General features: G+C 59.2%; 24 protein-coding genes, 3 tRNA genes, 1 pseudogene and 1 riboswitch. Of the genes and pseudogenes, 11 read left to right on the top strand and 17 right to left on the bottom strand.

Features of this window, described 5'->3' with window-relative positions:
• Positions 1-65: 65 nt before the first annotated feature.
• Positions 66-1,196 (top strand): M14 family metallopeptidase, encoded by a 1,131-nt coding sequence (locus AC3WG5_RS05940; protein WP_492568130.1) that lies wholly within the window; start codon positions 66-68, stop codon positions 1,194-1,196.
• 62 nt (positions 1,197-1,258) lie between these two features.
• Here AC3WG5_RS05940 and AC3WG5_RS05935 read toward each other — a convergent pair whose 3' ends face one another.
• The 3 genes from AC3WG5_RS05935 to ygfZ form a co-directional block, all read right to left on the bottom strand.
• Positions 1,259-2,965 (bottom strand): cyclic-di-GMP receptor FimW-related protein, encoded by a 1,707-nt coding sequence (locus AC3WG5_RS05935; RefSeq protein WP_492568129.1) that lies wholly within the window; start codon positions 2,963-2,965, stop codon positions 1,259-1,261.
• Positions 2,966-3,149: 184 nt separating this feature from the next.
• Positions 3,150-3,455: an H-NS histone family protein gene (locus AC3WG5_RS05930; RefSeq protein ID WP_008955123.1), complete on the bottom strand. Its 306-nt coding sequence runs from the start codon at positions 3,453-3,455 to the stop codon at positions 3,150-3,152.
• A 98-nt stretch (positions 3,456-3,553) separates the two neighbouring features.
• A complete protein-coding gene (gene ygfZ / locus AC3WG5_RS05925) occupies positions 3,554-4,531 on the bottom strand; it encodes a CAF17-like 4Fe-4S cluster assembly/insertion protein YgfZ (protein ID WP_492568128.1) in 978 nt (325 codons plus the stop codon).
• A gap of 194 nt (positions 4,532-4,725) precedes the next feature.
• Here ygfZ and AC3WG5_RS05920 point away from each other — a divergent pair.
• The 3 genes from AC3WG5_RS05920 (at position 4,726) to AC3WG5_RS05910 (ending at position 6,389) form a co-directional block, all read left to right on the top strand.
• Positions 4,726-4,801, top strand: a tRNA-Asn gene (locus tag AC3WG5_RS05920).
• Between the two features lie 296 nt (positions 4,802-5,097).
• Positions 5,098-5,562, top strand: a complete 465-nt coding sequence (gene mscL, locus AC3WG5_RS05915) for a large-conductance mechanosensitive channel protein MscL (protein ID WP_008955125.1) — start codon at positions 5,098-5,100, stop codon at positions 5,560-5,562.
• Between the two features lie 92 nt (positions 5,563-5,654).
• Positions 5,655-5,816, top strand: a riboswitch (yybP-ykoY riboswitch).
• A gap of 9 nt (positions 5,817-5,825) precedes the next feature.
• Positions 5,826-6,389, top strand: a complete 564-nt coding sequence (locus AC3WG5_RS05910; RefSeq protein ID WP_492568127.1) for a TMEM165/GDT1 family protein — start codon at positions 5,826-5,828, stop codon at positions 6,387-6,389.
• A gap of 48 nt (positions 6,390-6,437) precedes the next feature.
• Here AC3WG5_RS05910 and AC3WG5_RS05905 read toward each other — a convergent pair whose 3' ends face one another.
• The 14 genes and pseudogenes from AC3WG5_RS05905 to AC3WG5_RS05840 form a co-directional block, all read right to left on the bottom strand.
• Positions 6,438-8,243, bottom strand: a complete 1,806-nt coding sequence (locus tag AC3WG5_RS05905) for a methyl-accepting chemotaxis protein (RefSeq protein ID WP_492568126.1) — start codon at positions 8,241-8,243, stop codon at positions 6,438-6,440.
• A 138-nt stretch (positions 8,244-8,381) separates the two neighbouring features.
• Entirely contained in the window at positions 8,382-8,966 is a 585-nt protein-coding gene (locus tag AC3WG5_RS05900; RefSeq protein WP_492568125.1) for a methyltransferase, read from the bottom strand.
• A gap of 15 nt (positions 8,967-8,981) precedes the next feature.
• Positions 8,982-9,197, bottom strand: coding sequence for a hypothetical protein (locus AC3WG5_RS05895; protein WP_482584422.1), 216 nt, complete (start codon positions 9,195-9,197; stop codon positions 8,982-8,984).
• Between the two features lie 84 nt (positions 9,198-9,281).
• Positions 9,282-9,431: pseudogene (locus tag AC3WG5_RS05890) on the bottom strand (DUF1289 domain-containing protein); the annotation flags it as partial.
• A 245-nt stretch (positions 9,432-9,676) separates the two neighbouring features.
• Positions 9,677-9,753 (bottom strand) — tRNA-Pro (locus AC3WG5_RS05885).
• A gap of 30 nt (positions 9,754-9,783) precedes the next feature.
• Positions 9,784-10,149 carry a MerR family transcriptional regulator gene (locus AC3WG5_RS05880; protein ID WP_232503539.1) on the bottom strand — a complete coding sequence of 122 codons (366 nt, stop codon included), beginning with the start codon at positions 10,147-10,149 and terminating at the stop codon, positions 9,784-9,786.
• On the bottom strand, positions 10,124-10,420 hold the full coding sequence (locus AC3WG5_RS05875) for an integration host factor subunit alpha (protein ID WP_008955131.1): 297 nt from the start codon (positions 10,418-10,420) through the stop codon (positions 10,124-10,126). Before AC3WG5_RS05875 ends, AC3WG5_RS05880 begins: the two co-directional genes overlap by 26 nt.
• 92 nt (positions 10,421-10,512) lie before the next feature.
• Complete coding sequence (pheT, locus tag AC3WG5_RS05870; RefSeq protein WP_492568123.1) at positions 10,513-12,873, bottom strand: phenylalanine--tRNA ligase subunit beta; 2,361 nt, start codon at positions 12,871-12,873, stop codon at positions 10,513-10,515.
• 23 nt (positions 12,874-12,896) lie between these two features.
• Positions 12,897-13,880, bottom strand: a complete 984-nt coding sequence (gene pheS / locus AC3WG5_RS05865; protein WP_008955133.1) for a phenylalanine--tRNA ligase subunit alpha — start codon at positions 13,878-13,880, stop codon at positions 12,897-12,899.
• A gap of 127 nt (positions 13,881-14,007) precedes the next feature.
• On the bottom strand, positions 14,008-14,364 hold the full coding sequence (rplT, locus tag AC3WG5_RS05860; RefSeq protein WP_008955134.1) for a 50S ribosomal protein L20: 357 nt from the start codon (positions 14,362-14,364) through the stop codon (positions 14,008-14,010).
• A 12-nt stretch (positions 14,365-14,376) separates the two neighbouring features.
• Positions 14,377-14,574, bottom strand: coding sequence for a 50S ribosomal protein L35 (rpmI, locus tag AC3WG5_RS05855; RefSeq protein WP_008955135.1), 198 nt, complete (start codon positions 14,572-14,574; stop codon positions 14,377-14,379).
• 152 nt (positions 14,575-14,726) lie between these two features.
• Positions 14,727-15,251, bottom strand: coding sequence for a translation initiation factor IF-3 (gene infC / locus AC3WG5_RS05850; protein WP_008955136.1), 525 nt, complete (start codon positions 15,249-15,251; stop codon positions 14,727-14,729).
• 36 nt (positions 15,252-15,287) lie between these two features.
• Positions 15,288-17,186: a threonine--tRNA ligase gene (gene thrS, locus AC3WG5_RS05845; RefSeq protein ID WP_482582872.1), complete on the bottom strand. Its 1,899-nt coding sequence runs from the start codon at positions 17,184-17,186 to the stop codon at positions 15,288-15,290.
• Between the two features lie 175 nt (positions 17,187-17,361).
• Positions 17,362-17,438, bottom strand: a tRNA-Val gene (locus AC3WG5_RS05840).
• A 124-nt stretch (positions 17,439-17,562) separates the two neighbouring features.
• On the opposite strand from AC3WG5_RS05840, the gene tgt reads away from it, so the two are divergent.
• The 7 genes from tgt to sbcB all read left to right on the top strand — a co-directional run bounded on the left by tgt (position 17,563) and on the right by sbcB (position 26,312).
• A complete protein-coding gene (gene tgt / locus AC3WG5_RS05835) occupies positions 17,563-18,678 on the top strand; it encodes a tRNA guanosine(34) transglycosylase Tgt (protein WP_492568122.1) in 1,116 nt (371 codons plus the stop codon).
• Positions 18,679-18,812: 134 nt separating this feature from the next.
• Positions 18,813-19,133 carry a preprotein translocase subunit YajC gene (yajC, locus tag AC3WG5_RS05830; protein ID WP_008955139.1) on the top strand — a complete coding sequence of 107 codons (321 nt, stop codon included), beginning with the start codon at positions 18,813-18,815 and terminating at the stop codon, positions 19,131-19,133.
• Positions 19,134-19,187: 54 nt separating this feature from the next.
• Positions 19,188-21,029, top strand: coding sequence for a protein translocase subunit SecD (gene secD, locus AC3WG5_RS05825; RefSeq protein ID WP_008955140.1), 1,842 nt, complete (start codon positions 19,188-19,190; stop codon positions 21,027-21,029).
• A gap of 179 nt (positions 21,030-21,208) precedes the next feature.
• Positions 21,209-22,144 (top strand): protein translocase subunit SecF, encoded by a 936-nt coding sequence (gene secF / locus AC3WG5_RS05820; RefSeq protein ID WP_008955141.1) that lies wholly within the window; start codon positions 21,209-21,211, stop codon positions 22,142-22,144.
• A 120-nt stretch (positions 22,145-22,264) separates the two neighbouring features.
• Positions 22,265-22,921, top strand: a complete 657-nt coding sequence (locus AC3WG5_RS05815) for a DedA family protein (protein WP_008955142.1) — start codon at positions 22,265-22,267, stop codon at positions 22,919-22,921.
• Positions 22,918-24,807, top strand: coding sequence for a DNA mismatch repair endonuclease MutL (gene mutL / locus AC3WG5_RS05810; protein ID WP_492568121.1), 1,890 nt, complete (start codon positions 22,918-22,920; stop codon positions 24,805-24,807). Before AC3WG5_RS05815 ends, mutL begins: the two co-directional genes overlap by 4 nt.
• 77 nt (positions 24,808-24,884) lie before the next feature.
• Positions 24,885-26,312: an exodeoxyribonuclease I gene (gene sbcB / locus AC3WG5_RS05805; RefSeq protein ID WP_492568120.1), complete on the top strand. Its 1,428-nt coding sequence runs from the start codon at positions 24,885-24,887 to the stop codon at positions 26,310-26,312.
• The last annotated feature ends 32 nt before the right edge of the window (positions 26,313-26,344 follow it).

Raw genomic sequence — 26,344 nt, 5'->3', positions numbered from 1 at the left:
TGCCCAATTTCCCACACGGGTTTACAATTCGGCTTTTACGAGCCCACATAGAAACAGGGTAGCGCATGAAGATCAGTAGCAATTTTGACGCCGGCAGTATCGAAGTTGTCTCGATGAACGGCTTTGAAGACATCCAGCTTCGCATTCCGAACGATAATGCCTCGCACTTTGCCCAGTGGTTCTACTTCCGCCTGCAAGGGGCCGCGTACCAAACCTGCAACCTGCGCTTCCTGAATGCTTCCGAGTGCGCCTACCCCGAAGGCTGGGTCGACTATCACGCCATGGCATCGTACGATCGCATCAACTGGTTTCGGGTGCCGACCAGCTACGATGGCAGCGTACTGACCATCGAGCACGTACCGCTGGCCAACAGCGTTTATTACGCCTACTTCGAACCTTACTCTTACGATCAGCATCTGAACCTCATCGGACAGGCACAAGGCTCCGGCCTCTGCCAGGTCTCCGACCTGGGCTCGACCGTGCAGGGGCGGGACATCAACCTGCTGACCATCGGCCATGAAGTCGAATCCGACCTCAAGATTTGGATCACCGCACGCCAGCACCCCGGCGAGACCATGGCGGAATGGTTTGCCGAAGGCTTCCTCAACCGCCTGCTCGACCCGATCGACCCGACATCCCGCATGCTGCTCGACCACGCCACCTTCTACGTGGTGCCGAACATGAACCCCGACGGTTCCGTCCTGGGAAATCTGCGCACCAACGCAGCCGGCTCCAACCTGAACCGTGAATGGCTGAATCCCTCGCTGGAAACCAGCCCGGAAGTCTTCGTCGTACGTCAGAAAATGCTCGAGATCGGCGTCGATCTGTTCCTCGACATCCATGGCGACGAGAACATTCCCTTCGTCTTTGTCGCCGGGACCGAAGGCGTACCCAGCTACAACGATCGCATCCGCGCCCTGGAAGAAACCTTCAAGCACCACCTGAAACTCGCCTCTCCCGACTTCCAGGACGAACACGGCTACGAAAAAAGCGCTCCCGGCAGCGCCGATCTTTCCTGGGCTACCAACTGGGTCGGCAACCAGTTCCAGTGCCTCGCCTACACGCTTGAGATGCCGTTCAAGGACAACGCCAACCTGCCGGACGACGATTACGGCTGGAACGGCCAACGCAGCCAGCGGCTGGGCGAAGCCGCACTCACCCCCATTTACGCGGTAATCAACAAGCTGCGCGCCTGAACGATCCGCCCCCAAGCAAAACGGCCGCTAAGCGGCCGTTTTGCTTGGGGGCGGCACATCGCTCACGGCGCGGCCGATGGCATTCCCTCCAGCGTCTTTACCAACTCGATTTCGACCAAATACCAGTCACGCCCCTTTTCCAGCACCTTCCCCAAGGCAATCTGGAAGAACTTGCCTCTGGCACTCATGTAATACTGTTTGCCCAACATGTACGAGGCAACCGGCACAATGAGCGTATTGATGCTGCGCTCATTCCGAGTCAAGGGCACAAACAGGGCGATTACCCCCCCCCGCCAAACATGCTCCGGCATGGTCCGAGGGTCCACCGCCTTGACATCCATCCCCCTCAGCGCAGCCGCCACCGGACGATCGGTCAGGGTTTCGACCCCGAGAAAGATTTTCTCGCGGTGCAGCCGGCGGATACGCCGCACAATACCCACACTCCAAGCGGCCCCCTCTCCTTCCTTGTAACCCAGCAACTCCCCCAGACTGACCCATTCATTCCCGACCGCATCCAGCGAAACCCCCAGCCCGGTCTGACTGATGTTTTCAATTTCCCACTGGTTGAAAACCTCCTTGGCCAAAGGTGTTTCCTCAGGCCGCACAGAAACCGCCGGGAGTGCCTTATCCTTACGCCGGCTGGTGACAAAACCATAAACCCGCAGATCAGACGCCGAACTGAAGTTGTCTTTAGGCAGCGCCGCGGCCGTCTGCAGTTTCTGTTCATCGGGCTGGCGAATCAGACGATGTAAGGTCCCAAGCCGATGCACCACCTCGATTTTACGGTCACTGACGGCAACCCGCTCCGCGCGTTGAATGCGAACAGGCTTGGCCGCCCACTCGCGGCACAAGACGCGGAAAAGAGCCGCATCCACACCAGGCTCGGCAAGACGGGCCAGTTCTGTCGGCATATGCCCTGTTTCAAGCACCGCCAGCCAGCCATGCAGTATTTCGCTAACCTCGGCCGTGCTCCAATAACGGTAAAACCCAGAGCCAAACGTTCCCATGCAACGCGAGGCAGGATGCCCTTCATCCAGCACCACGGCAAAACTAAGGTCGGGGGAAAACTCGCGAACCAAGGCCATCCGGTTCGAGATCAGGCACAGTAATTCGTAGGAAAAATTGAGCTGCCGTGGGGCCAAGTTACCACTAGAAAGCAAGGCCAGCATCTGCAGGATGAGAAACTGATCCTGTACGGTCGTACCCTCGTCATGCTCGCCGAAAAGGAATACCGGCGCCGACTCCAGTCCTCGCTCCTCAGCAAAGCGGTAGACGTGATTAACGTTCAGCCAGAAACTGTCCCCAGGCGAGACGCCTTGAAAGAACGACCATCTGGCTGCCTCGCAGAAATAATGCATCATGCGTGCCAGCACCAAGGGCAGCATGGCATAGATACGGCGCTCATCCTCACCGGAAAAGGACAGACTCAGGACCTGTCGGTAAGCATCGAGAAATTCGCGGCCATACCCCAGAATCTGTCCCCGTAACTGCGCTTCCAGAACCTTGGGCATTCTGATGTTCATCAGGTACTGAATACCCAATTGGTAATGAAACTGGGCCGTTTCCCGGTTAAGCGCCAAGACGGCCTCTAGCGTATCTGCAGACGACACCGCGCCATTGCGATTAAGCTCGGCGACAGCTTCCAACACCTTGTCGTGGGATGCGGAACCGTACTCCTGCTTCAGCGATTCAACCCACTCATTGGCAGAAGTTGCATTGCTTAGCGGATCGATCTTCCTCTTTGAGCCGCGCAAGAAAAAATCCAACATGGTGCCGCCTGTCTTAATAACTTTTTATAGATAACACAACAATTTACGCATAAATCACGCCATCCCAACATCTCCACAGTATCCGCAGGATCGCTCCCAACATGCAAGCGGCACTTGCAAGTAAAACGAAAAAAGCATCCTCCTAGGGATGCTTTTTTTGATCCTGACTGAAGAACCGCAATCGTCAGATCGCCAAATCCTCGAGGTTCTTACCGGCGGCGAGCAGTTCCTGTACCCACAGGGGTTTGCGGCCACGACCAGTCCAGGTCAGCTCAGGGTTTTGCGGGTGGCAGTACTTGGCTTCCACTGGCTTGCGCGCCGGACCCACTTTGCCCAGCACCTCTTCCACGCTCAATCCGTACGCACGAGCAAGTTCCACAATCTGTTTTTTAGCTTTGGCTTTTTCTTCGTGCTCACGTCGCTTAATCTCGTTTTCCAGATCGCTCTTGAGGGAAAGCAGATCAGCAAAGCTCAGATTGGAAAGTTCCATTTAGTCATCTCGCTAGTTTGAAAATATATTTCAATTTAGTCATAACCCAAGGATGGGGTCAAGTCTAATTTGAAAATCATCAACTCGACGATTCCGGCTTAGTCGATGACATAAGGCAGGCCGAGATTCTTAAGGACATTTTTATATTCCTTTTCTAGAAAGAGGCCAGTTTCCCAACCTGCGAGCTGAGCCACAGCAAGAGCTACTAGCGCACCATGCTGGTCACATCCAGTGTTTACGATCATGCCTATAGCTTGATCGCCCGTTGCAGGGCTATACAAGGAATCCCCGGGACTCGCTTTCACCGGCAATTCGACGCGGAACAGGCGTCTTTTTACCTTTCCAAGATACTGAGTTCTGGCAACAATTTCCTGGCCAGGGTAGCAGCCTTTCTTAAAGCTGATTCCACCCAGCACATCCATATTGATCATTTGGGGAACAAACTGCTCCTGGGTAGGTCTCGTGACCCACGGGACGCCTGCGGCAATATCCAAAAGCGACCATGCCTCAACCCCTACCTGTCGGCATGCTTGCTCAAGACGGCTTTTAATGGATCCAGAAGCAGATGCATCATAGGACAGCAGTAGATTACCTGCGGGCAAACGGATTATTGCTCCTGACTCGTTGGCGATCACATCGTGCGGCTGCGCTGGCACCTCAGTAAAAACATCCTTCAAAACTGCCTCAGCGCCCCCCCCCTTTACCCCGGCCAGGAGCCACGGCTCGGCCAGCACCTCAAGCTTCACTTCGGAGCGTAGTACAAACATGCTCAGGCGGCGGCACAACGCCGCGGCAATATCGGCCGAAACCAGCAAGAAATAATCGCCACGAAATTGCCAAATCAGAAAGTTCCCCAAAACCCTACCCTTGGCATTGGAATAACTACTGTACTGGCTACGCGACTCGGAGACCTCGCGCAAGTCGCTCGACAACTGCCCTTGGAGAAAGCTTTGTGCATCACGGCCACTTACCCGAATAATGGAAAAATGTGCCATAGAACACTGAGCATTGCCATTCCACACAGCTTCAAGCTGCTGCTCGAAATCGTCAGCTACATCTGCACTTAATCCACTCATCACATTCCCTTCCGTTTCTGATTGCTGTTGAGACGGATCGATTCATCAACCGTCGGCGCCTCAAATCCATGAACTCTGTAGCATGATAGATTGGGTCCTCGCGTCACTTATCAAGCATTGGCACCACCGTTGACCACCATGCAATTCAGACTTGACAAGCGACAATTAAGAATATATTATACGCCTCCATCAATTCCCTGATAGCTCAGTTGGTAGAGCGACGGACTGTTAATCCGCAGGTCGCAGGTTCGAGCCCTGCTCGGGGAGCCAATTTAGAAAAGCCGCACATTCCTTGTGCGGCTTTTTGTCTTTCTTGCAACTAACACCAAGCCACGCCACCTACGTATCCCTTGCCAAGCACGCAATATAAAGTCGCCCGCAGCCCCTACCCATGTTGTTGCAGTAACGCTACATTCCCCCATGCCAGTACATCTGAATGGCATGCAATGCATGCCAATACCCATAGATCATGTCCTTGCCCTCACCCAGGCGATATCCACTATAGTTGATTACAGCCACTATTTAGCACTTAACACCAAACCATAAACCCACCACCGGAGCCAACCATGCGTCTTATCCAAGAATTTAAAGAATTTGCAATGAGAGGTAATGTCATTGACCTTGCCATTGGCGTGGTTATTGGCGGCGCATTTGGCGCCATCGTCAAATCCCTCGTTGACGACGTCATCATGCCTCCCATCGGGCTGATTCTGGGCAACGTCGATTTCTCCAATTTCTTTTTTGTACTGAAAGAAGGCAGCAAACAAGCCGGGCCCTATGTCTCAGTGGCCGCCGCCAAGTCGGCAGGGGCCATTACTCTCAACATCGGCTTATTTATCAATGCACTGGTCAGCTTCGGCATCGTCGCCTTCGCCATTTTCATGCTGGTCAAATCGATCAACCGCCTCAAAAAGGAGGAAGTTCCCGCTGCGGCCGAGCCAGCCCCTGTCAAAGACTGCCCTTATTGCTTCTCCAGCATTCCCAGCAAAGCCTCGCGCTGCCCGCACTGCACATCCCAACTAGGCGCCTAGAGACAGATACCCAATACTCTCCACCAAGCGAGCGGGACATACCCCCTCATTTGCGGACCAGGCGCGGTTGACGTAAAATCGGCTCCGTTCTGGGGGAGTAGCCTCAATGCGCCAACGCATTGGCGCGTGTCAACATACTTGGTTTTAACACCATGGCGCGCGCGGCCGTAAAGGTTTGGCAAGACCCATGACAGGTTTGCACTTTCAGCAGGGGCTGCAGTGCAGATCGGTCATGGCGTTCTTCGCAGCCCCTTGGAGCCTTTATGGAAGCCCTGCTTCTCTCTACGGGTGTCGTCGCCCTCGCCGAAATCGGCGATAAAACCCAGCTTCTCGCCCTTCTGCTCGCGGCCCGCTACCGCAAACCCATACCCATCATCCTGGGCATTTTGATTGCAACACTTTTTAACCATGCTGCAGCCGCCACGCTCGGCCAGTGGATCACCAACCATGTCGGTACGGAGGTAATGCGCTGGATTCTGAGCGCCTCCTTCATCGGCATGGCAGCCTGGATAATGATCCCGGATAAAATCGATGGAGACACCCGCTTTTTTGAACGGATCGGAATTTTCGGCGCCACCTTCATTGCCTTCTTCCTCGCAGAAATGGGCGACAAGACCCAAATCGCCACCGTCGCGCTGGCCGCCCGTTTCGATTCACTGGCCAGTGTGGTAGCGGGTACGACGATTGGGATGTTGCTAGCCAATGTGCCAGCAGTCCTCTTTGGCGATATGGTTGCACGCAAAATTCCGACTCGTGCCGTGCATGGCGCGGCAGCCATCCTGTTTGCCTCTCTGGGCGTCGTTACACTGCTACTACCGCTGCAATAACAAGAAAGGGAGGCTTGGCCTCCCTTTTTGATGGGTTTGAAGATTACTTCAGTGACTCGCAGCCGACAGCATGTCGTTAGGATCGAAGCCCAATCGCAACGCCCCCCAGTGCCGTCCTTGCACCATTACCGGCAGGGCGATTTCGGATAGCACCTCACCGGTATCGCGCACATACGTCTGCAGCAGCATCGGTTGCGTATTCCTAGCAGAGCGCAAGCCCGCCTTGTCGTTGAACATCCGCTTGTCGCGGCTTGAGACCAGATCTTTTTCCAGGTCTCCCGTCAGCGGACGAGAATAGAAACTATTGTGCGTCGGGGCATAGCCGTTGCTATCCACCATCACGCAGAAACGGCCACCCTTGGAATCCTGAACGGCCCGGTCATAAATGGGCTGCAACAGGGACTCCAGCTTATTATCGTAGCTGGTATGGTATTTGGGTGGGGTAACCCCTGGAATGGGGCGATACTGCTGATCGAACAGATTGACACCCTCACCAGCCAAGCGGCTCAATACCGTCTGCAATTCATCCCGGGTTTGCCGGGCGTTGTTCAGCGCCTTATCAAACACGCCCTCGCCGATAATGAAGCGCGAGACCAGGTCCTGCACCTGCTCGGCGGCACTCGAGAGCACATCGGCTACCCCCTCGGTGTGCAGCAGGCGCTCTGACACGTTCTGACTTAACTCGTGAATCTGAGCCACATGCAGATTCACTTCACGATTGGTTTCTGCAAATGTTTCCATCGTGTCGGCAATGCCGCGCAGGCTACCTGCAGTCTGCTCGAAATCGCCCATCATCCTGCCGAACTGCTGAGAGGCTTTCGACACTACTTCTCTGGCCAATTGGGTATCGCTGCTGATTTCGTTGGTTTCCGCCTGCGTTTCCGCCACCAGACTGAGCATGCCGTCAATATTCCCGGAAATCTCGTCGGTTGCTGTTTTCACTCTTTCGGCCAACTTGCGCACTTCATCAGCAACCACGGCGAATCCGCGGCCGGATTCGCCGGCACGGGCAGCCTCGATTGCGGCATTGAGCGCCAGCAGATTGGTCTGGTCGGAAATTTCCTTGATAAGCTCAACGATAGTCTTGATGCTGGCCGAGCGCTGGCTCAAATACTCGACAGTCTGATTGAAATGGCCAACCTTGGTGCTAATGTCGTAGATACGATCAGCCACGGACTTCAGCTCATCAAAAGACACCCGGGCAACGTCAAGATTGCTGAGTGTCGTAGAGGAAATAGCCTGGGTCTGCTCGGTGACTTGATTGATGCCCGAGGTAGTCTGGTTGCTGGCATCGCAGACCTTGGTGGCAAAATCGTCTTGCTGGCGGGCGCTTTCCAGCGATTCGTGGATATTCTTGCGTGTACGGGCAGAATCCATGGCAATCCTGACCGTCATCAGCCTGACGTTGCTGATGATTTCTCTCATCTTGGTCAGAAACCGATTGTAGGATATGGAAAGCTCGCGGATTTCGTCGTAGGTGATAGTCGGAATTTCCCGCGACAAATCCCCCTCCCCCGCACCGATTTCGTTGAAGATCGAAATAGTCATTTTCAGGGGCCGGACGATCAGATAGCGCAGGTACCAGACCATGAAAGCAATAAAGACCAAGCAGATGCCCCACAAGATCAGGGTCCACAAAATGGCACTGTCGATACGCGCTTCCACCAGCGTCAGAATCTCGGCGGAAACCGTATGGCTCTTGTGAATGGCCCGGATATCCTCAAGGACAGAGTAGATATAGCCCACCATCCCCAACTGAAAGGCACTGATAAAGAAGAAGCTGCACAGCTTCTTGGTCAGGCTGTTCCAGAACGTTTTTTCCGTCCAAGAGTACATACTCCAGAACCACTCCATCTGCTGTCTCCCAAGTAATGTGCCACTGGCCTTTATTTTTTCTTTAAAAGCTGAAGTCGATTCTCACCTGAAATGAGAAAAATGACCAGATGGCCGAGTCGTCATTGTTGATTTCTGTCAAACAGGCTCAGAACCTCCTCAACGTCGCCGCCATGCCAGCCAATGTTCGCGACCAGCAAACACGGGAAGCGTCTGCTCCACCCGACTCATGTCCAGCATGTCAAACCATGGCAAAAGCCATTGCTGCAATTCCTGCAACGTCGAACCAAAAGGTGGGCCCTTCAGGTTATCCCCCAGGAAGAAAAAGCCGGCAAGAACGCCGCCGGGGTGAAGCAGGGTAGCCATTTTCCGTGCATATGCCTCCCTGCTAGCCAGAGGCAAAGCACAAAAAAAGGCTCGCTCGTATATCCAATCGTAATCCTGACGTTCCGGCAGCAAGAAAAAATCGGCTTGCTGGACGCAATCGGCACGGGCACCAAGGCTCGCTCTCGCACGAGCTACGGCCTCCGCACTGAAATCAATCGCATCAACCTCAAAGCCATGCTCAAGCAGCAGCTTGACCTCGTGAGCGCTTCCACACCCCGGAACCAGCACCCTGCTGCCCTCAGGCCAGGCCTCAGCAAATGCCTGGAATGCCGAAGGAATATCGGCGGTATCCCACGGGGTGACCCCCGATGCATAACGGACGTCCCAGAAATCGGGTTCGGCACAATTCTGTTTCATCGCGACTTCCTTGTTTTAGCCTTGGAGCTTATTTCCGCTCTTTGCCGGATCTACCTCGCTGCCAAGCCATTGGGCAGAATCCGCCAGCCAAGCCCTAGCCTCTCCCAGGAGGGCTGCATCAGCCTTACCGGCCAAATGTGCGGCCAAGGCACTGCCAGGCAGATTCATACGTAGCGATCCATCCGACTCAAAACGGAACAGCAGTTTGGTAAATCCTTCGTACCAGGTCATCGCCCACTCCTCGCCATCGACCTCCTGCAGATCCCACCCCTCCCCCAGCAGGCGAGCCCAATCAGCCAGGCGGCGGCGAAGCGGCAATCGCCCCCAGACAGAACGTTTACCATCTGGAGCCAAAGCGCTCCATTGAGCCACCTCCAGGAACGTTCTGAAACAACCTCGGCAGACATTATCACCAAGGGCCGTTGAGCAATGGGCAATACAGGGCGAGTCAGCAGATTCAGACATAGTGAACAGCCATAACCAGACAAGAGCGTTGATAGACTAAAGCAGCCAGCCGCTACCGTCTATGCGACTAGCGTAGAAGAAACCGAAAACCGGTCGAAGAAAAAGAGACGAAGTGACGGCGTCAGAATCGATGAAGCCAATGGACGGCAGGAGAAGCCGCGCAAAGCGCCACCAGGAATTCTATAGGCAACAAAAAACCCGGTAGGCACCGGGTCAGACGTTCTTGATGTTCAACACTTTTTGGTTGGTCGGGGTGAGAGGATTCGAACCTCCGACCCTCTGCACCCCATGCAGATGCGCTACCAGGCTGCGCCACACCCCGACTCAAGAGAGACGCATTATAAATGGATTATTACGACTTGCCAATACCACCGTTCAACCATTCGAGAATCGACTGCAACTCGGCCCGGACAGCCTGGGCAGTCAGCGGCACTGGGCCTGCAGCTTCTTGCCCCAGACGCAGCCTTGCACCGTGAATGGTGAAACCATCGTCGTAGAGCAGACCGCGGATGCGGCGCACCAGCAAAACCTCATGATGCTGGTAGTAGCGACGGTTACCGCGCCGCTTGACTTGGCGCAGCTGGGAGAATTCCTGCTCCCAGTAACGCAGCACATGCGGTTTGACACCGGTCAGTTCACTGACTTCGCCAATCGTAAAATAACGCTTTGGCGGAATCGGCGGCAGTTCTGCCTCAGTTATTGGCATGATGTTGCTCAACCATTCCCTTGAGTTTCTGGCTTGCATGGAAAGTGACCACGCGGCGGGCGGTGATAGGAATTTCCTCGCCGGTCTTGGGGTTACGCCCCGGCCGTTGAGGCTTGTCACGCAGCTGGAAATTGCCGAAGCCGGACAGTTTTACACTGTCACCGGATTCCAGCGCCTGGCGGATCTCTTCGAAGAAAGATTCGACCATGTCCTTGGCTTCACGCTTGTTCAGACCCACCTTGTCAAACAGCAGGTCGGCCAACTCCGCTTTCGTCAAAGTCATGATTACCCCTTAACATACCAAACAAAAATAAAACAAAGCGGCTTCCGCTGCAAGCACACATGGAAGCCCGCCAACACCTCCGACCTGCCCGGTCAGAGGCGCAAGGTCGCCCCATGATTGGCCGACACGGCGTCCAGCAGGCGGCTCACCACCGTCTCGACCTCGGCATCGGTCAGCGTCTTGGTCTGATCCTGCAACACGACACGGAACGCCAGGCTCTTTTTGCCCTCCGGCACGCCTTTGCCGCGGTAAACGTCGAACAGCGCCACTTCGCTGACGATCTCGGTTGCCGCCTGACGGAAACTGGTCAGCATGGCGCCAACTTCTACCTGCTCGTCCACCACCAGCGCCAGGTCCCGGCGTACCGGCTGGAACTTACTGACGGGAGCTGCCTTGACGTGGCGCTGAGCTTCCACGACAGCGTATTCCAGCTCAAAGACCACAGGCGCGGAAGACAGATCGTACTGTTGTACCCATTGCGGATGCAGTTCGCCAATCACCCCGACCAACTGACCGGCCAGGAAGATGTCGGCACAACGACCGGGATGGCAGGCCGGGTGAGTCGCCTTGCGGAACTCGACCGGATGTGGATGAAGCAATGCCTCCACGTCGGCTTTGGCGTCGAAGAAGTCCACCCGCTCGGTCTTGGCCCCCCACTGCTCAGGGAGACGAGAACCCCAGGCAAGGCCGGCGATCTTTTCCGGCTGATTGAAACCTTCGGCCGATTTGTGGAAAGTCCGGGCCACTTCGAATACGCGGACGCGCGACTGCTTGCGGTTGACGTTGCCGACCAGCACATCAACCAGGCCTCCCAAGAGGGTCGAGCGCATTACGCTCATCTGGGCCGCGATCGGGTTGATCAGCTTGACGGGGTCAGGATTGCCCGCGAAGTCGCGCTCCCAGCGCTCATCGACGAAGGCGTAGCTGACCACTTCCTGGTAATCGCGTGCCGCCAGCTGCTGACGGATCAATTCACGCGGCCGGCGCGTTTCCGGCAGCGGCAGCATCTTCATGCGCGAGCGCGGAGCGTCGGACGGGATCGCATCGTAACCGTAGACACGGGCCACTTCCTCGATCAAGTCCTCTTCGATCTCGATGTCGAAACGGAACGCTGGAGGCGCCACGGCGAAGCCCTCAGCCGTGGCATCGAAACTCAGCCCCAGACGGGTGAAGATGTCCGCAATCGAGTCAGGCGCCAGCCCCAGGCCGAGCACCTTGTTGACACGCGCACTACGCACGGCCACAGCCGGGCGCTGCGGCAGCTGCCCCTGCGCTTCGGTCAGCGGCCCGGCTTCGCCACCGCAGATTTCGACGATCAAGGCCGTGGCGCGCTCGATGGCGTCACGCTGCAACTGGAAATCCACCCCGCGTTCGAAGCGATAGGACGAATCGGAACCGAAGCCCAGCTCGCGCGCCTTGCCGGCGATCATGGCCGGAGCAAAGAACGCGCTCTCGAGGAACACATCCTGCGAAGCCGTGGTGACACCACTCTCCAGACCCCCCATGATCCCGGCAATGGCCAGCGGCTTGGCGTCGTCGGCGATCACCAGCAGATTCTCGGTCAGCTCGACTTCCTGCTCGTTCAGGCAAACCAGTTTTTCAGCGGCACGGGCCATACGCACGTTGATGGCGCCGTCCAACTTGGCGAGATCGAAGGCGTGCATCGGCTGGCCGAGTTCCAGCAGGATGTAGTTGGTAACATCGACGATGGCCGAGATCGAGCGCAGACCGGAGCGCTCCAAGCGGTGCTTCATCCAGTCCGGCGTCGGAGCCGCGGCATCGACCCCTTTCACCACACGGCCAATATAACGGCCGCAGCCTTGCGGGGCGTCGATGCGTACCGGCACGGTCTGGTCGTGCGCGGGCACCACCGGGGCAATAGCCATCGGCTGCAAGGCACTGTCGGTCAGTGCCGCCACTTCACGAGCCAGGCCCTTGATCGACAGGCAATCGGCGCGGTTCGGAGTGATCTTGAGGGTAAACAGGCTGTCGTCCAGCGACAGGTAGTCGCGAATGCTCGTGCCGACCGGGGCATCGGCCGGCAGTACCAGCAGGCCATCGGCGTCGTCTGGCACACCCAGTTCCTTGCCGGAGCACAGCATGCCACCTGACTCGACACCACGCATCTTGGTCGGTTTGATCTTGAAATCGCCAGGCAGAACAGCGCCCGGCAAGGCACACGGCACTTTCAGGCCGACGGCTACGTTCGGCGCACCACAGACGATCTGGATCAGCTCGCCGGTGCCGGCATCGACTTTGGTCACGCGAAGACGGTCGGCATTCTCGTGCTTGACGACTTCCTTGACTTCGGCGATCACCACGCCGCTGAAGGCCGGCGCAGCTGCGTTGACTTCTTCGACCTCCAGGCCGGCCATGGTCAACAGGTAGGAAAGCTCGTCGGTGCTCAGGGACGGATTGACCCAGCTACGCAGCCATTGTTCGGAAAATTGCATCGTAAGTATTCCCCTGCCCGCTATCAGTTGAACTGTTTGAGGAAGTTGAGATCGTTCTCGAAGAACAGGCGCAGGTCGTTGACGCCGTAGCGCAGCATGGCAAAACGGTCCAGACCGATACCGAAGGCGAAGCCAGTGTACTTCTCCGGGTCGATATTGACGTTCCTCAGCACATTCGGGTGCACCATACCGCAGCCCCCAACCTCGAGCCAGCCGCGTTCACCCAGCACGTCGATTTCGGCCGACGGCTCAGTGAAAGGGAAGAATGACGGGCGGAAGCGTACTTGCAAATCGTCTCGCTCGAAGAAACGGCGCAGGAAGTCAGTGACAGTGGCCTTGAGGTCCGCAAAGCTGACATCCTGATCGACCCACAAGCCTTCCATCTGGTGGAACATCGGCGAATGGGTGGCATCGGAATCGACACGGTACACGCGACCCGGCGCCACGATCTTGATCGGCGGCTCGTTGTTCAGCATGTAACGCACCTGGATCGGCGAGGTGTGGGTACGCAGCACATCGCCACCTTCAACGTAGAAGGTGTCCTGCATGGCTCGTGCCGGATGATTTTCCGGGATATTCAGCGCCTGGAAATTGTGGAAGTCAGTCTCGATTTCCGGACCATCGGCCACTTCGAACCCCATGCTGCGGAACAGCGTGGCAATGCGTTCCAGCGTCAGCGTCACCGGATGCAGCCCGCCGACGGAGCTACCTCGCCCCGGCAAGGTCACATCCAGCGATTCGGCTGCCAGCTGGCGCGCCAGCTTGTCGGCATTGATGAGGTCGCGGCGCTCGTTGTGACGGGCCTCGAAGGCTTGCTTGGCGGCATTGATCGCCGCACCGGCCGCCTTGCGCTCTTCAGCCGGCAATTTGCCTAGCTGCTTGAGCAACTCGGTCAGTTCGCCACTTTTGCCAAGGTAGCGCGCCTTGACCTGTTCCAGTTCCACCAGATCCTGCACCGCGTCCAGCGCGGACAGCCCCGACTCGAGAATCGTGTCGACATTGTTCATGTAGCTCACACCGTATGCGTAAGAAAGCTGGCCAGACCGGATGGTCGTCAGGCGGTCTGGTCAGCCATCTCGAAAAGCATGTAAAAAAAAGGGAGGCATCACTGCCTCCCTTTTGATCGTCCAGCGATTAAGCGAGGCTTGCTTTCGCTTTTTCAACGATCTGGGCAAAAGCCGGCTTATCGAACACGGCCAAGTCGGCCAGAACCTTGCGGTCGATTTCGATGGCAGCCTTTTTCAGACCGTTCATGAACTTGCTGTAGGACAGGCCGAGTTCACGTGCACCGGCGTTGATACGAGCGATCCACAGCTGGCGGAACTGGCGCTTTTTCTGGCGACGGTCACGGTAAGCGTACTGACCGGCTTTCATCACCGCCTGTTTGGCGATGCGATAGACGTTCTTGCGACGGCCGCGATAGCCTTTCGCCAGAGCAAGGATTTTCTTGTGACGAGCGCGAGCGGTTACACCGCGTTTAACACGAGGCATTGATCAAACTCCTTAAGCGTAGGGCATCATTGCACGAACGGACGCCATGTTGCTCGCATCCACCATGGTGGTGCCACGCAGCTGGCGTTTGTTCTTGGTGGTTTTCTTGGTCAGAATGTGACGCTTGAACGCCATAGAGCGCTTTACACCACCACCACCCAATACGTTGAGGCGTTTTTTCGCGCTCGACTTGGTCTTCATCTTCGGCATGGAAAACTCCTGCTGAATTTCTTTAGATCCGACGCACGGTGATCTTTCGATGCTTGCAAACCGTAACGTCCCGCTTTTTGTTGCAGCACCGGAGCGCCACAAAATCAACACGGCAGGCGAACCTGCCGTGTCAAACCGCTGATTATACCCGATTATTTCTTTTTCGGGGCAATCATCATTACCATCTGGCGACCTTCCAGGCGCGGAAACTGCTCGACCGTGCCAACTTCAGCCAGATCCGCCTCGACCCGCTTGAGCAGGGCCAGGCCGATATCCTGGTGAGCCATTTCACGACCGCGGAAACGCAGCGTTACCTTGGCCTTGTCACCGTCGCTCAGGAAGCGAACCAGGTTGCGCAGCTTGACGCCATAGTCACCGTCGTCGGTACCCGGACGGAACTTGACTTCCTTGATCTGCACCTGCTTCTGCTTGAGCTTGGCCTCGTGACGCTTCTTGGACTGCTCGTACTTGAACTTGCCATAGTCCATCAGCTTGCAGACAGGCGGCTGAGCGGTCGGAGAAATCTCGACCAGATCGATGTCCAGCTCCTCGGCCGCTGCCATTGCCTCACGCAGACTCACGATGCCGAGCTGCTCGCCTTCCTTACCTACCAGACGGATCTCGCGGGCGGTAATTTCGCCGTTGATCCGTGCTTCACGTTCCTGAGCTATAGCCAAATCTCCTATTAATTGTTCATCAAGCCCGACACCGCGTCACTGAGGCATCTCGGCCTTCAGGCGTGCCACGAAGTCGTCCAGCGTCAGCTGGCCCAAATCTTCGCCACGAGCACGAACGGCAATCAGACCGTCTGCTTTTTCCTTGTCGCCCACAATAATCTGGTACGGCAGTTTTTGCAGACTGTGTTCGCGGATTTTATAGCTGATCTTTTCATTCCTCAAGTCGAGCTCGACGCGGAAGCCTTGTTTTTTCAGCGTTTGCACCACAGAGGCTGCATAATCAGCCTGCGCTTCGGTGATATTCATCACCACCATCTGCACCGGCGCCAGCCACAACGGGAAGGCCCCGGCGTGGTTCTCGATCAGGATACCGAGGAAGCGTTCCAGCGATCCCAGGATGGCTCGATGCAGCATCACCGGGCGTTTGCGCGAGTTATCTTCCGCCACATATTCGGCACCGAGACGCTCCGGCAGCACATAGTCGAGCTGCAGGGTACCACACTGCCAGGACCGGCCAAGCGCATCCTTGATGTGGTATTCGATTTTCGGACCGTAGAACGCCCCCTCACCCGGCAGTTCTTCCCATTCGATACCGCACGCACGCAGCGCTTCGCGCAGGCCGTTCTCGGCACGATCCCATGCCTCCAGGGTGCCGGAGTACTTCTCGGGCCGCAGCGACAGCTTGACCGAAACATTGTCAAAACCAAACTGGCGGTAGACACGCATGGTCAGTTCATTGAAAGCCTTGGCCTCATCGATGATCTGCTCTTCGGTACAGAAGATGTGCGCGTCATCCTGAACGAAACCACGCACGCGCATGATGCCGTGCAAGGCACCGGACGGTTCGTTGCGATGACAGGCACCGAATTCGGCATAGCGCAACGGCAGATCACGATAGGAGCGCAAACCCTGATTGAACACCTGGACGTGCCCCGGACAGTTCATTGGCTTGACGGCGTAGTCGCGTTTCTCCGACTCGGTGGTGAACATATTCTCGCGGTAGTTCTCCCAGTGACCGGATTTTTCCCACAGGATACGGTCCATCACCATCGGCGTACGGATTTCCTGATAACCGGCCTCGGTCAGGGTGGCTCGCATGTATTGCTCCACCGACTGCCACAACTGCCACCCCTTGGGATGCCAGAACACCATACCCGGCGCCTCATCCTGCAGATGGAACAGGTCGAGCTGTTTGCCCAGCTTGCGATGGTCGCGCTTCTCAGCCTCCTCCAGCATGTAGAGGTACTGCGCCAGGTCTTCCTTCTTGGCCCAGGCAGTACCGTAGACACGCTGCAGCATCTCGTTCTTGCTGTCGCCACGCCAGTAGGCACCCGCCACCTTCATCAGCTTGAACACCTTGAGCTTGCCGGTGGACGGCACGTGAGGGCCGCGGCAGAGGTCGGTGAAATCACCTTCGCGGTACAGCGACAGCACCTCTCCCTGCGGGATCGATTCGATGATCTCGGCCTTGTAGTGCTCGCCAATCGACTTGAAGTAGGCAATAGCCTCGTCGCGGGGCAGCTCATAGCGCTCGACCGGGATATCTTTTTTGGCCAACTCCCCCATCTTCTTCTCGATGGCAACAAGGTCTTCGGGGGTGAACGGGCGCTTGTAGCTGAAGTCGTAGTAGAAACCGTTTTCGATTTCCGGGCCGATCGTCACCTGCGCCTCGGGGAACAGCTCCTTGACGGCGTAGGCCAGCAAGTGCGCTGTGGAGTGACGAATAATGGAGAGACCATCGGCATCCTTGTCGGTGATAATGGCCAGATCTGCATCACGGTCGATCACATGACTAGTATCAACAAGTCGGCCGTCGACACGGCCTGCCAGCGAGGCACGCGCCAGACCGGTACCGATGGAGGCAGCGACCTCGTGCACGGAAACCGGTTTATCGAAGGAACGGACAGAGCCGTCGGGCAGGCGAATATCAGGCATGTGAACTCCAACGCAGTATGGCCGGGCAAGGCGCGATCAAATTCGGAAGACAAAAAAAAAGTGCGGCCAAAGCCGCACTTTTTTGCATGGAACATCCCGCAAGGCGCGACTAGCGCGAATAACGGGTGATAGTAGTTCGGAAAGCCATTTCCGGGAATGCTCCAATGCTGAATTTTGGTAGGCACGATTGGATTCGAACCAACGACCCCCACCATGTCAAGGTGGTGCTCTAACCAACTGAGCTACGTGCCTGTCGTCGAGGAGTGCATAATACTCACTGCAGCCATCCTTGGCAAGCCCCTAACAGCAAAAATTCGTGAGACAGACCGCTTCGGGTATACTAGCGCGCTGATTTTACTACGCAAACCTTATTTACATGCTGAAGTTTACCGTACACAAAACGTCCGGCGGCGCCCGCCGGGGGACGCTGGAACTGAACCACGGCACGGTAGAAACCCCGGTTTTCCAACCGGTGGGGACCTACGGCTCGGTCAAGGCGATGAGCCCGGTCGAACTCAACGACATCGGCGCGCAGATCATCCTGGGCAACACCTTCCACCTCTGGTTGCGCCCCGGCCTCGAAGTCATCCAACATTTTGGAGGGCTGCACGACTTTATTGGCTGGAACAAGCCGATTCTGACCGACTCCGGCGGTTTCCAGGTGTTCAGCCTGGGGGCGCTGAACAAAATCACCGAGGAAGGCGTGACCTTCCAGAGCCCGGTCAACGGCGACAAGCTGTTCCTGTCCCCGGAAAAGTCGATGGAAATCCAGAAGGTGCTGAACTCGGACATCGTGATGATCTTCGACGAATGCACCCCGGGCCAAGTTGACCACAACACCGCCGCCAAGTCGATGCGCATGAGCCTGCGCTGGGCGGAACGTTCCCGCCGCGCTTTCGACGACCTGAAGAACCCCAACGCGCTGTTCGGCATCGTGCAGGGCAACCTTTATACCGATTTGCGCCGCGAATCTCTCGAAGGCCTGATGGAGATCGGTTTCGACGGCTACGCCATCGGAGGCTTGTCAGTCGGCGAGCCCAAGCCCGAAATGTACCGCATGCTGGCAGAAATGAAGGACATGCTGCCCGCCGACAAGCCGCACTACCTGATGGGAGTGGGCACCCCGGAGGACCTGGTGCACGGGGTGGCCAACGGTGTGGACATGTTCGACTGCGTGATGCCGACACGCAATGCGCGCAATGGCTGGCTGTTCACCCAGTGGGGCGACGTGAAAATCAAGAACGCGCGCTACAAGGATGACAAGAAACCGCTGGACGAGACGTGCGGCTGCTACGCTTGCCGCAACTTCAGCCGCGCCTATCTTCACCACCTGCATCGGGTCGGCGAAATCCTGGGAGCGCGCCTCAACACCATCCATAACCTGCATTACTACCAGCAATTGATGGCGGAAATGCGCCAGGCCATCGAGGAGGACCGCTTCCCGGCGTTCCAGGTCGATTTTGCCCAGCGCCGAGCACGCGGAGCCGATTGAGGCGATGGAACCAGGACTTCAGACCAGGGTCATACCGGGTTTGCGCTGCCACAACGGTTGGAAAAGCAACACGGCGTGGCTACAATGGCCCGCTTCGGATACTGATAGACAACAAACATAAGGGAGTTAACACGATGTTCATCACCCCCGCATTCGCTGCCGGCACCGCTCCGGGCGGTTTCGACCTGATGGGCTTCCTGCCGATGGTCGTGATTTTCGCGCTGTTCTGGTTCCTGCTGGTACGCCCGCAGCAGAAGCGCGCCAAGGAACAGCAAAGAATGCTGTCCGAAATTGCCAAGGGCGACGAGGTGGTGACCCAAGGGGGTATCGTGGGCCGCGTAACCAAGGCCGGCGAGCAGTACCTGTCGGTGGAAATCGCCAACGGCGTGGAAGTCCAGATCCAGCGTGGCGCGGTATCGGCCAAACTGGAAAAGGGCACCATCAAGTCCCTGTAATACACCCGGGCCGCCTGAACGGGCGGCCATTTCCCTTCTGCCAGACTCTCGCACATGAACCGCTATCCACTCTGGAAATACTTCATCATCGTGGTAGCGCTGGTCGTCTCGACGATCTATACGCTGCCCAATTTCTTCGGCGAAACCCCTGCCGTCCAGATTTCCAGCTCGCGTCAGTCCATTCCGGTGGACACCGCGCTGATGGGCCGCGTCGAAGCCGCGCTGACTGCCCAGCACATTACCCCGGACGGCCTGTTCCTGGACGGCAATAGCCTGAAGGTCCGTTTCCACGACCCGGACACCCAGATCAAGGGGCGCGACGCCATCCAGCAGGCGCTGGGTGACAACTACATCATCGCGCTCAACCTGCTGGCGGCGTCGCCCGACTGGCTCACCAAGCTCAAGGCCTATCCGATGTTCCTGGGGCTGGACTTGCGCGGCGGCGTTCACTTCCTGCTCGAAGTGGACATGAAGGCGGCCACCGACAAGACCATGGAGCGCTACGCCGGCGATATCCGTCGCGAATTCAAGGACAAGAAGGTCCGCTACGGTGCCATCAAGCGCAACGGCAACACGCTGGAAGTGCAATTGCGTGACGCAGCCACGCTGAAGGCGGCCGAGGACGCCGTGGCCCGTGCCCTGCCTTCCCTGAGCTTTACCAGCGACGACAACAGCTACAAGCTGAGCCTGACGCTGAAGCCGGAGGAGATCACCCGCATCCAGAGCGATGCGGTGAAGCAGAACATCACCACGCTGCACAACCGTGTCAACGAACTGGGTGTCGCCGAACCGATCATCCAGCAATCCGGCGCCAACCGCATCGTGGTACAGCTGCCGGGCGTGCAGGACACCGCCAAGGCCAAGGATATTCTGGGTCGTACCGCCACGCTGGAAGTGCGCATGGTGTCAGACGATCAGAGCATGGTGGCCGAGGCACTGGCCGGCAACGTACCGGGTGGCTACGAACTACTGGACGAGCTGACCCCGCGCGGCCCGCAGAAAATCCTGGTAAGCAAAGAGGTCGAGCTGACCGGCGACAACATCAACGACGCCCAACCGGGCTTCGACGAGAACGGCACGCCGGCGGTGCACATCAACCTCGACTCCACCGGGGCCTCGATCTTCCGCCAGGTGACGGCAGAGAACATCGGCAAGCGCATGGCGATGGTGCTGGTGGAAAAAGGCCGCGCCGAAGTGGTGACCGCACCGGTGATCCGCAGCGAGATCGGCGGCGGCCGGGTGCAGATTTCCGGCAGCATGAACGCCGCTGAAGCCAACGATACCGCGCTGCTGCTGCGCGCCGGCTCGCTGGCCGCCCCGATGAACATCATCGAGGAGCGCACCGTCGGCCCGAGCCTGGGCAAGGAGAACATCGAGAAGGGCTTCCACTCCACGCTGTGGGGTTTTGCCACCATCGCCGTGTTCATGCTGATCTACTACCGCGTGTTCGGCCTGATCTCGGCGCTGTCGCTGGGGGTGAACCTGTTCATGCTGGTGGCGGTGCTGTCGATGCTGCAGGCGACGCTGACCCTGCCCGGCATCGCCGCCATCGCACTGACGCTGGGCATGGCGATCGACGCCAACGTGCTGATCAACGAGCGCATCCGCGAGGAGCTGCGTAACGGCGTGCCGCCGCACTCCGCGATCCAGGCCGGTTACCAGCATGCCTGGGCCACGATTCTCGACTCCAACATCACCACGCTGATCGCCGGCCTCGCGCTCTTGATCTTCGGTTCGGGCCCGGTGCGCGGCTTTGCCGTGGTGCATTGCCTGGGGATTATGACCTCGATGTTCTCGGCGGTCCTGGTGTCGCGCGGCTTCGTCAACCTGTGGTACGGCCGCAAGCGGCGCCTGGCCACGGTGTCGATCGGCCAGGTCTGGAAACCTGAATCGTAAGAACCCACGATCTGTTGCGAACGATCCTCAGCGGGGCGAAGCAGGCGGCAAATCAAATGGACATGTTGCCCATTTGATTTTCAAACCGAAGCCGAACCCCGCTCGGGGATGGCGCAACAGATCGTGAACCGGTTCCAGGCGGGCGGCCAAGCCGCTCGCCCTTACCTCTAGAGGACGCAATGGAGCTTTTCCGCATCAAACGGGACATCCCGTTCATGAGCTACGGCAGGCTCACCACGACCATCTCGCTGGTGACCTTCCTGCTGGCCGTATTCTTTCTGTTCGCCAAGGGCCTGAACTTCAGCGTGGAATTCACCGGCGGCACGGTGATGGAAGTGCAGTACCGGCAGGCGGCCAACCTGAACGACATCCGCGACCGCGTGGACGCCCTCAAGTTCGGCGAGGCCACGGTGCAGAGCCTGGGCACGTCGCGCGACGTGCTGATCCGCCTCCCTAGCCGCCAGGGCGTAAGCTCGGCGCAGCTGTCCGAGCGCGTGATGGGCACACTGAAGGCGGCCGACCCGGCGGTGGAACTGCGCAAGGTCGAGTTCGTCGGCCCGAGCGTGGGCGAGGAGCTGGTCACCCATGGCCTGACCGCGGTGATCATCGTGTGCCTGGGCATCATGCTGTACCTGGCGCTGCGCTTCGAATGGCGCTTTGCCGTGGCGGCCATCATCGCCAACATGCACGACGTGGTGATCATCCTGGGTTGCTTCGCCTTCTTCCAGTGGGAGTTCAGCCTCACCGTGCTGGCCGGCGTACTGGCGGTTCTGGGTTACTCGGTGAACGAGTCGGTGGTGGTGTTCGACCGTATCCGGGAGAACTTCCGCAAGGCGGCGATGCGCAACAAGAACGTGTCCGAGATCATCGATAACGCCATTACCGCGACGATGAGCCGCACCTTGATCACGCACGGTTGTACCGAGGCGATGGTGCTGTCGATGTTGGTCTTCGGCGGCCCGGCGCTGCACGGTTTCGCCATCGCGCTGACCATCGGCATCGTGTTCGGCATCTATTCCTCAGTGCTGGTGGCGAGCCCGATCGCCTTGTGGCTGGGCGTGGCGCGCGAGCACATGATCAAGCCGCAGAAACCCAAGGACGAAGCGGTAGTCTGATGACTGCACTGGCCGGCCTGTCCGGCCAGTTTCTTTTGCGATACCCGATCACCACCGGCGAGTAGCTCGCCCTCCCCCTCTTGCTCGCCGTCTCAACGGCTTCGGCCAACCTCCTGTACAATGAACGCCATGGAAGCCCTTCAATTTCTGCTCGATTTCGTGCTACACATCGACCGCCACCTGGCGGTGCTGGTGGCGCAGTACGGCCCGTGGATCTACCTGATCCTGTTCCTGATCGTGTTCTGCGAGACCGGCCTGGTGGTGACGCCGGTGCTGCCCGGGGACTCGCTGCTGTTCGTCGCCGGCACCCTGGCTGCCACCGGCGGCATGAACGCGCACGCGCTGGTGGCGACGCTGATCGCGGCGGCGGTGCTGGGCGACAGTGTCAACTACACCATCGGCCGCCGTCTGGGACTGTCGCTGATGGCGCGCTTTCCGCGCCTGCTCAAGCAGCAATACCTCGACAAGACCCATGCTTTCTATGAGCGCCACGGCGGCAAGACCATCATCCTGGCCCGCTTCGTGCCGATCGTGCGCACCTTCGCGCCGTTCGTGGCCGGGGCCGGCGCGATGAGCTATCGCCGCTTCTTCGCCTACAACATCATCGGCGGCGTGCTGTGGGTGGCCAGCTTCACCTACGCCGGCTACCTGTTCGGCAACCTGCCGGTGGTGAAAAGCAACCTGGAATACCTGATCTTCGGCATCATCTTCGTCTCGCTGCTGCCGGGCCTCGTCGAAATCTGGCGCCACAAGCGCCTGGCACGCAAGACCGCATGAAGCGCATCCATGCCCTGCCCGACCACCTGGTCAACCAGATCGCCGCCGGCGAGGTGGTGGAACGTCCCGCCTCGGCGCTGAAGGAAATGCTGGAAAACAGCCTGGACGCTGGCGCCGACAGGATCACCGTCGATCTCGCCCAAGGCGGCATCAAGCTGATCCGCGTCACCGACAACGGCGGCGGCATCGTGCCGGACGACCTTCCCTTGGCGCTCGACCGCCACGCCACCAGCAAGATTGCCTCACTCGCCGATCTGGAAAGCGTCGCCACGCTGGGCTTTCGCGGCGAGGGCTTGGCCAGTATCGCCTCGGTATCGCGGCTGACGCTGATCAGCCGTCCGCACGACGAGGCGCACGCACACCAGATCATCGCCATCGACGGTGCACTGCACCCGGTGGAGCCGGCGGCGCATGCGCCGGGTACCAGTGTCGAAGTGGTCGATCTCTATTTCAACACCCCGGCGCGGCGCAAGTTCCTCAAGAGCGAGAACACCGAGTACGCCCACTGCGCGGCCACCTTCGAGCGCATCGCGCTGGCGCACCCGCAGGTGGAGTTCCTGCTGCGCCACAACGGCAAGGTAGTATGGCGCCTGCCGGCTCAGTCCCTGGCCGAGCGCGTCGGCGCGCTGCTGGGCAAGGATTTCGTCGAGGCCGCGCTGCCGCTGGAAACTAACGCCGGAGGCTTGCAACTGGCGGGCTTCGTGGCCAGCCCGACCTACTCCAAGGCCAGCCGCGACGCCCAGTACTTCTACGTCAACGGCCGCTTCGTACGCGACAAGACCGCGCAGCATGCCCTGCGCCAGGCCTACCGCGACGTGCTGCACCACGACCGCCATCCGGCCTATGCGCTGTTCCTGACCATCGATCCGGCCGCGGTGGACGTCAACGTTCACCCGACCAAGATCGAGGTGCGCTTCCGCGAGTCGCAGGCCATCCACCAGTTCCTGTTCCACAGCGTCAACAAGGCGCTGGCGGCCACCACGGCCGGGGCGGCCCCCGCCGTGGCCCTGGCAGAAGGGGCCGCCACCCCGTCTTCTGCCAACCTTTCCGGCGCCAACCCGGCACCGGCCGGGCTGTTCGCCACCAGCCAAACCGGCAATGGCCGCACCCCGGTGCAGAGCTACCGCTACGAGCAGCAGAGCATTCCGCTCGGCGTGGCGCGCGAGGCGATCGGGGTGTACGACGCGATGTTCTCCGGGCTGCGCGAGGAAGAACGCCAGGCCGACACCCGCCCGGCAGGACCGCTGCCGTCGCCGCTGCCTGCCGCCACGCTGGCCACCCTGCCCGACAGCGACGACGGCATCCCTCCGCTCGGCTTCGCCCTGGCGCAACTGCACGGGGTCTACATCCTGAGCCAGTGCCAGGAAGGCCTGATCGTAGTCGACATGCACGCCGCGCACGAGCGCATCATCTACGAGCGGCTGAAGAACGCGCTGGAAGCCGACAGCATCCCGATGCAGCCCTTGCTGCTGCCGGTGTCGTTCGCCGCCGACCGCATGGAAGCGGCCACGGTGCACGAGCACGGCGAGGAGATGAAGCGGCTCGGCGTCGAGCTCGCCCCGCTCTCCCCCACCCAGATCGCCGTGCGCGGCGTGCCGGTGTGGCTGAAGGATGGCAACCCGGTCGAGCTGGCGCGCGCGGTACTGAAGGACGTGCGCGAATTCGGCCTGACGCGGGTGCTCACCGAGCGCCGCAACGAGCTCCTGGCCACCATGGCCTGCCACGGCGCGGTGCGCGCCAACCGCCAGCTGACGCTGGCCGAGATGAATGCACTGCTGCGCGACATGGAAGCCACCGAACGCTCCGGCCAGTGCAACCACGGCCGCCCGACCTGGAGCCGCCTGACCATGAAGGACCTCGACAACCTGTTCATGCGCGGGCGCTGACGGCGGCCCGCTCGGCCAAGGTTGGCCGAAGCCCGCAGCGGTGCGACAATGCCGCCTTTACCCCTGCCCGCCACGCCATGTCACAGCACACCTTCTTCTGGCACGACTACGAGACCTTCGGCACCGTGCCGCGCCAGGATCGTCCAGCGCAGTTCGCCGGCATCCGCACCGATGCCGAGCTGAACGAGATCGGCGAACCGGTCATGCTGTATTGCCAACCGGCGCCGGACTATCTGCCCTCCCCCGAAGCCTGCCTGCTCACCGGCATCACCCCGCAACTGTGCCAGCAGCACGGTGTGGCGGAGCACGAATTCGCCGGCGTGATCGAACGCGAACTGGCCACCCCCGGCACCATCGGCGTCGGCTACAACTCGCTGCGCTTCGACGACGAGGTCACCCGCTTCCTGTTCTGGCGCAACCTGATCGACCCCTACGCCCGCGAGTGGCAGAACCAGTGCGGACGCTGGGATCTGCTCGACCTGGTGCGCGCCACCTACGCGCTGCGCCCCGAAGGCATCGAGTGGCCCAAGCACGATACCGGCCTGCCGAGCTTCAAGCTCGAGCACCTGTCCGCCGCCAACGGCCTGGCCCACGAGGCCGCGCACGATGCGCTCTCCGACGTGCGTGCCACCATCGCCCTGGCGCGGCTGATCCGCCAGCACCAGCCCAAGCTGTTCGAGTTCTACCTCGGCCTGCGCAAGAAGGACGCGGTACGCCACCAACTCAGCCTGCACGCCCCGCGCCCACTGCTGCACGTCTCCGGCATGTACGGTGCCGAGCGCGGCAACCTGGCGGTGGTCTGGCCACTGGCCGAACACCCGAGCAACAAGAATGAAGTGATCGTCTGGGATCTGGCTTACGACCCCACCGAATTGCGCGGACTCGGCCCGGACACGATCCGCCAGCGCCTGTTCAGCCGCAGCGACGAGCTGCCCGATGGTGTCAGCCGGCTGCCGATCAAGACCATCCACATCAACAAATCGCCGTTCGTCGTGAGCAACCTGCGCGTTCTGAGCGATGAACGTGCCGATCACTGGGGCATCGACCTGGACGCAGTCAAACGCCACGCCGAGACCGCCCAAGCCCTGCCGAACCTGACCTCGGTCTGGCGCAAGGTCTACCAGCGCGAGACCGGCGCACCCGCCGACGTGGATGAAAACCTCTACGGCGGCTTCGTTTCCAACAACGACCGCCGCGAACTCACCCGGCTGCGCACGCTGTCGGCGGTGCAACTCGCCGGCGAGCGCCCGGTGTTCGACGATACGCAGTTGACCGAGCAACTGTTCCGTTACCGCGCGCGCAACTTCCCCAGCTCGCTGACGGCCGCCGAGCGGGAGCGCTGGCAGAGCTGGTGCCGCAGCAAGCTGATCGACCGGGCAATCCCCGGCCGCTACCGCGCCCAGTGCCTGGAGGAGATTGCCACGCTGGAAGCGACGGCTGACGCGCGTGGCCAGACGCTGCTGGCGGCGATCCGCCAGTTTGTCGACGAAACCGCCCCAGTCTGAGAACGGCCCCCATTAGGCGGCTACGCCTTTGC

The sequence above is a fragment of the Pseudogulbenkiania sp. FW507-F1 genome (genome assembly GCF_058781125.1).
The sequence above is the reverse complement of the archived record's forward strand: the minus strand, read 5'-3'. Positions and strand labels throughout refer to the sequence as shown.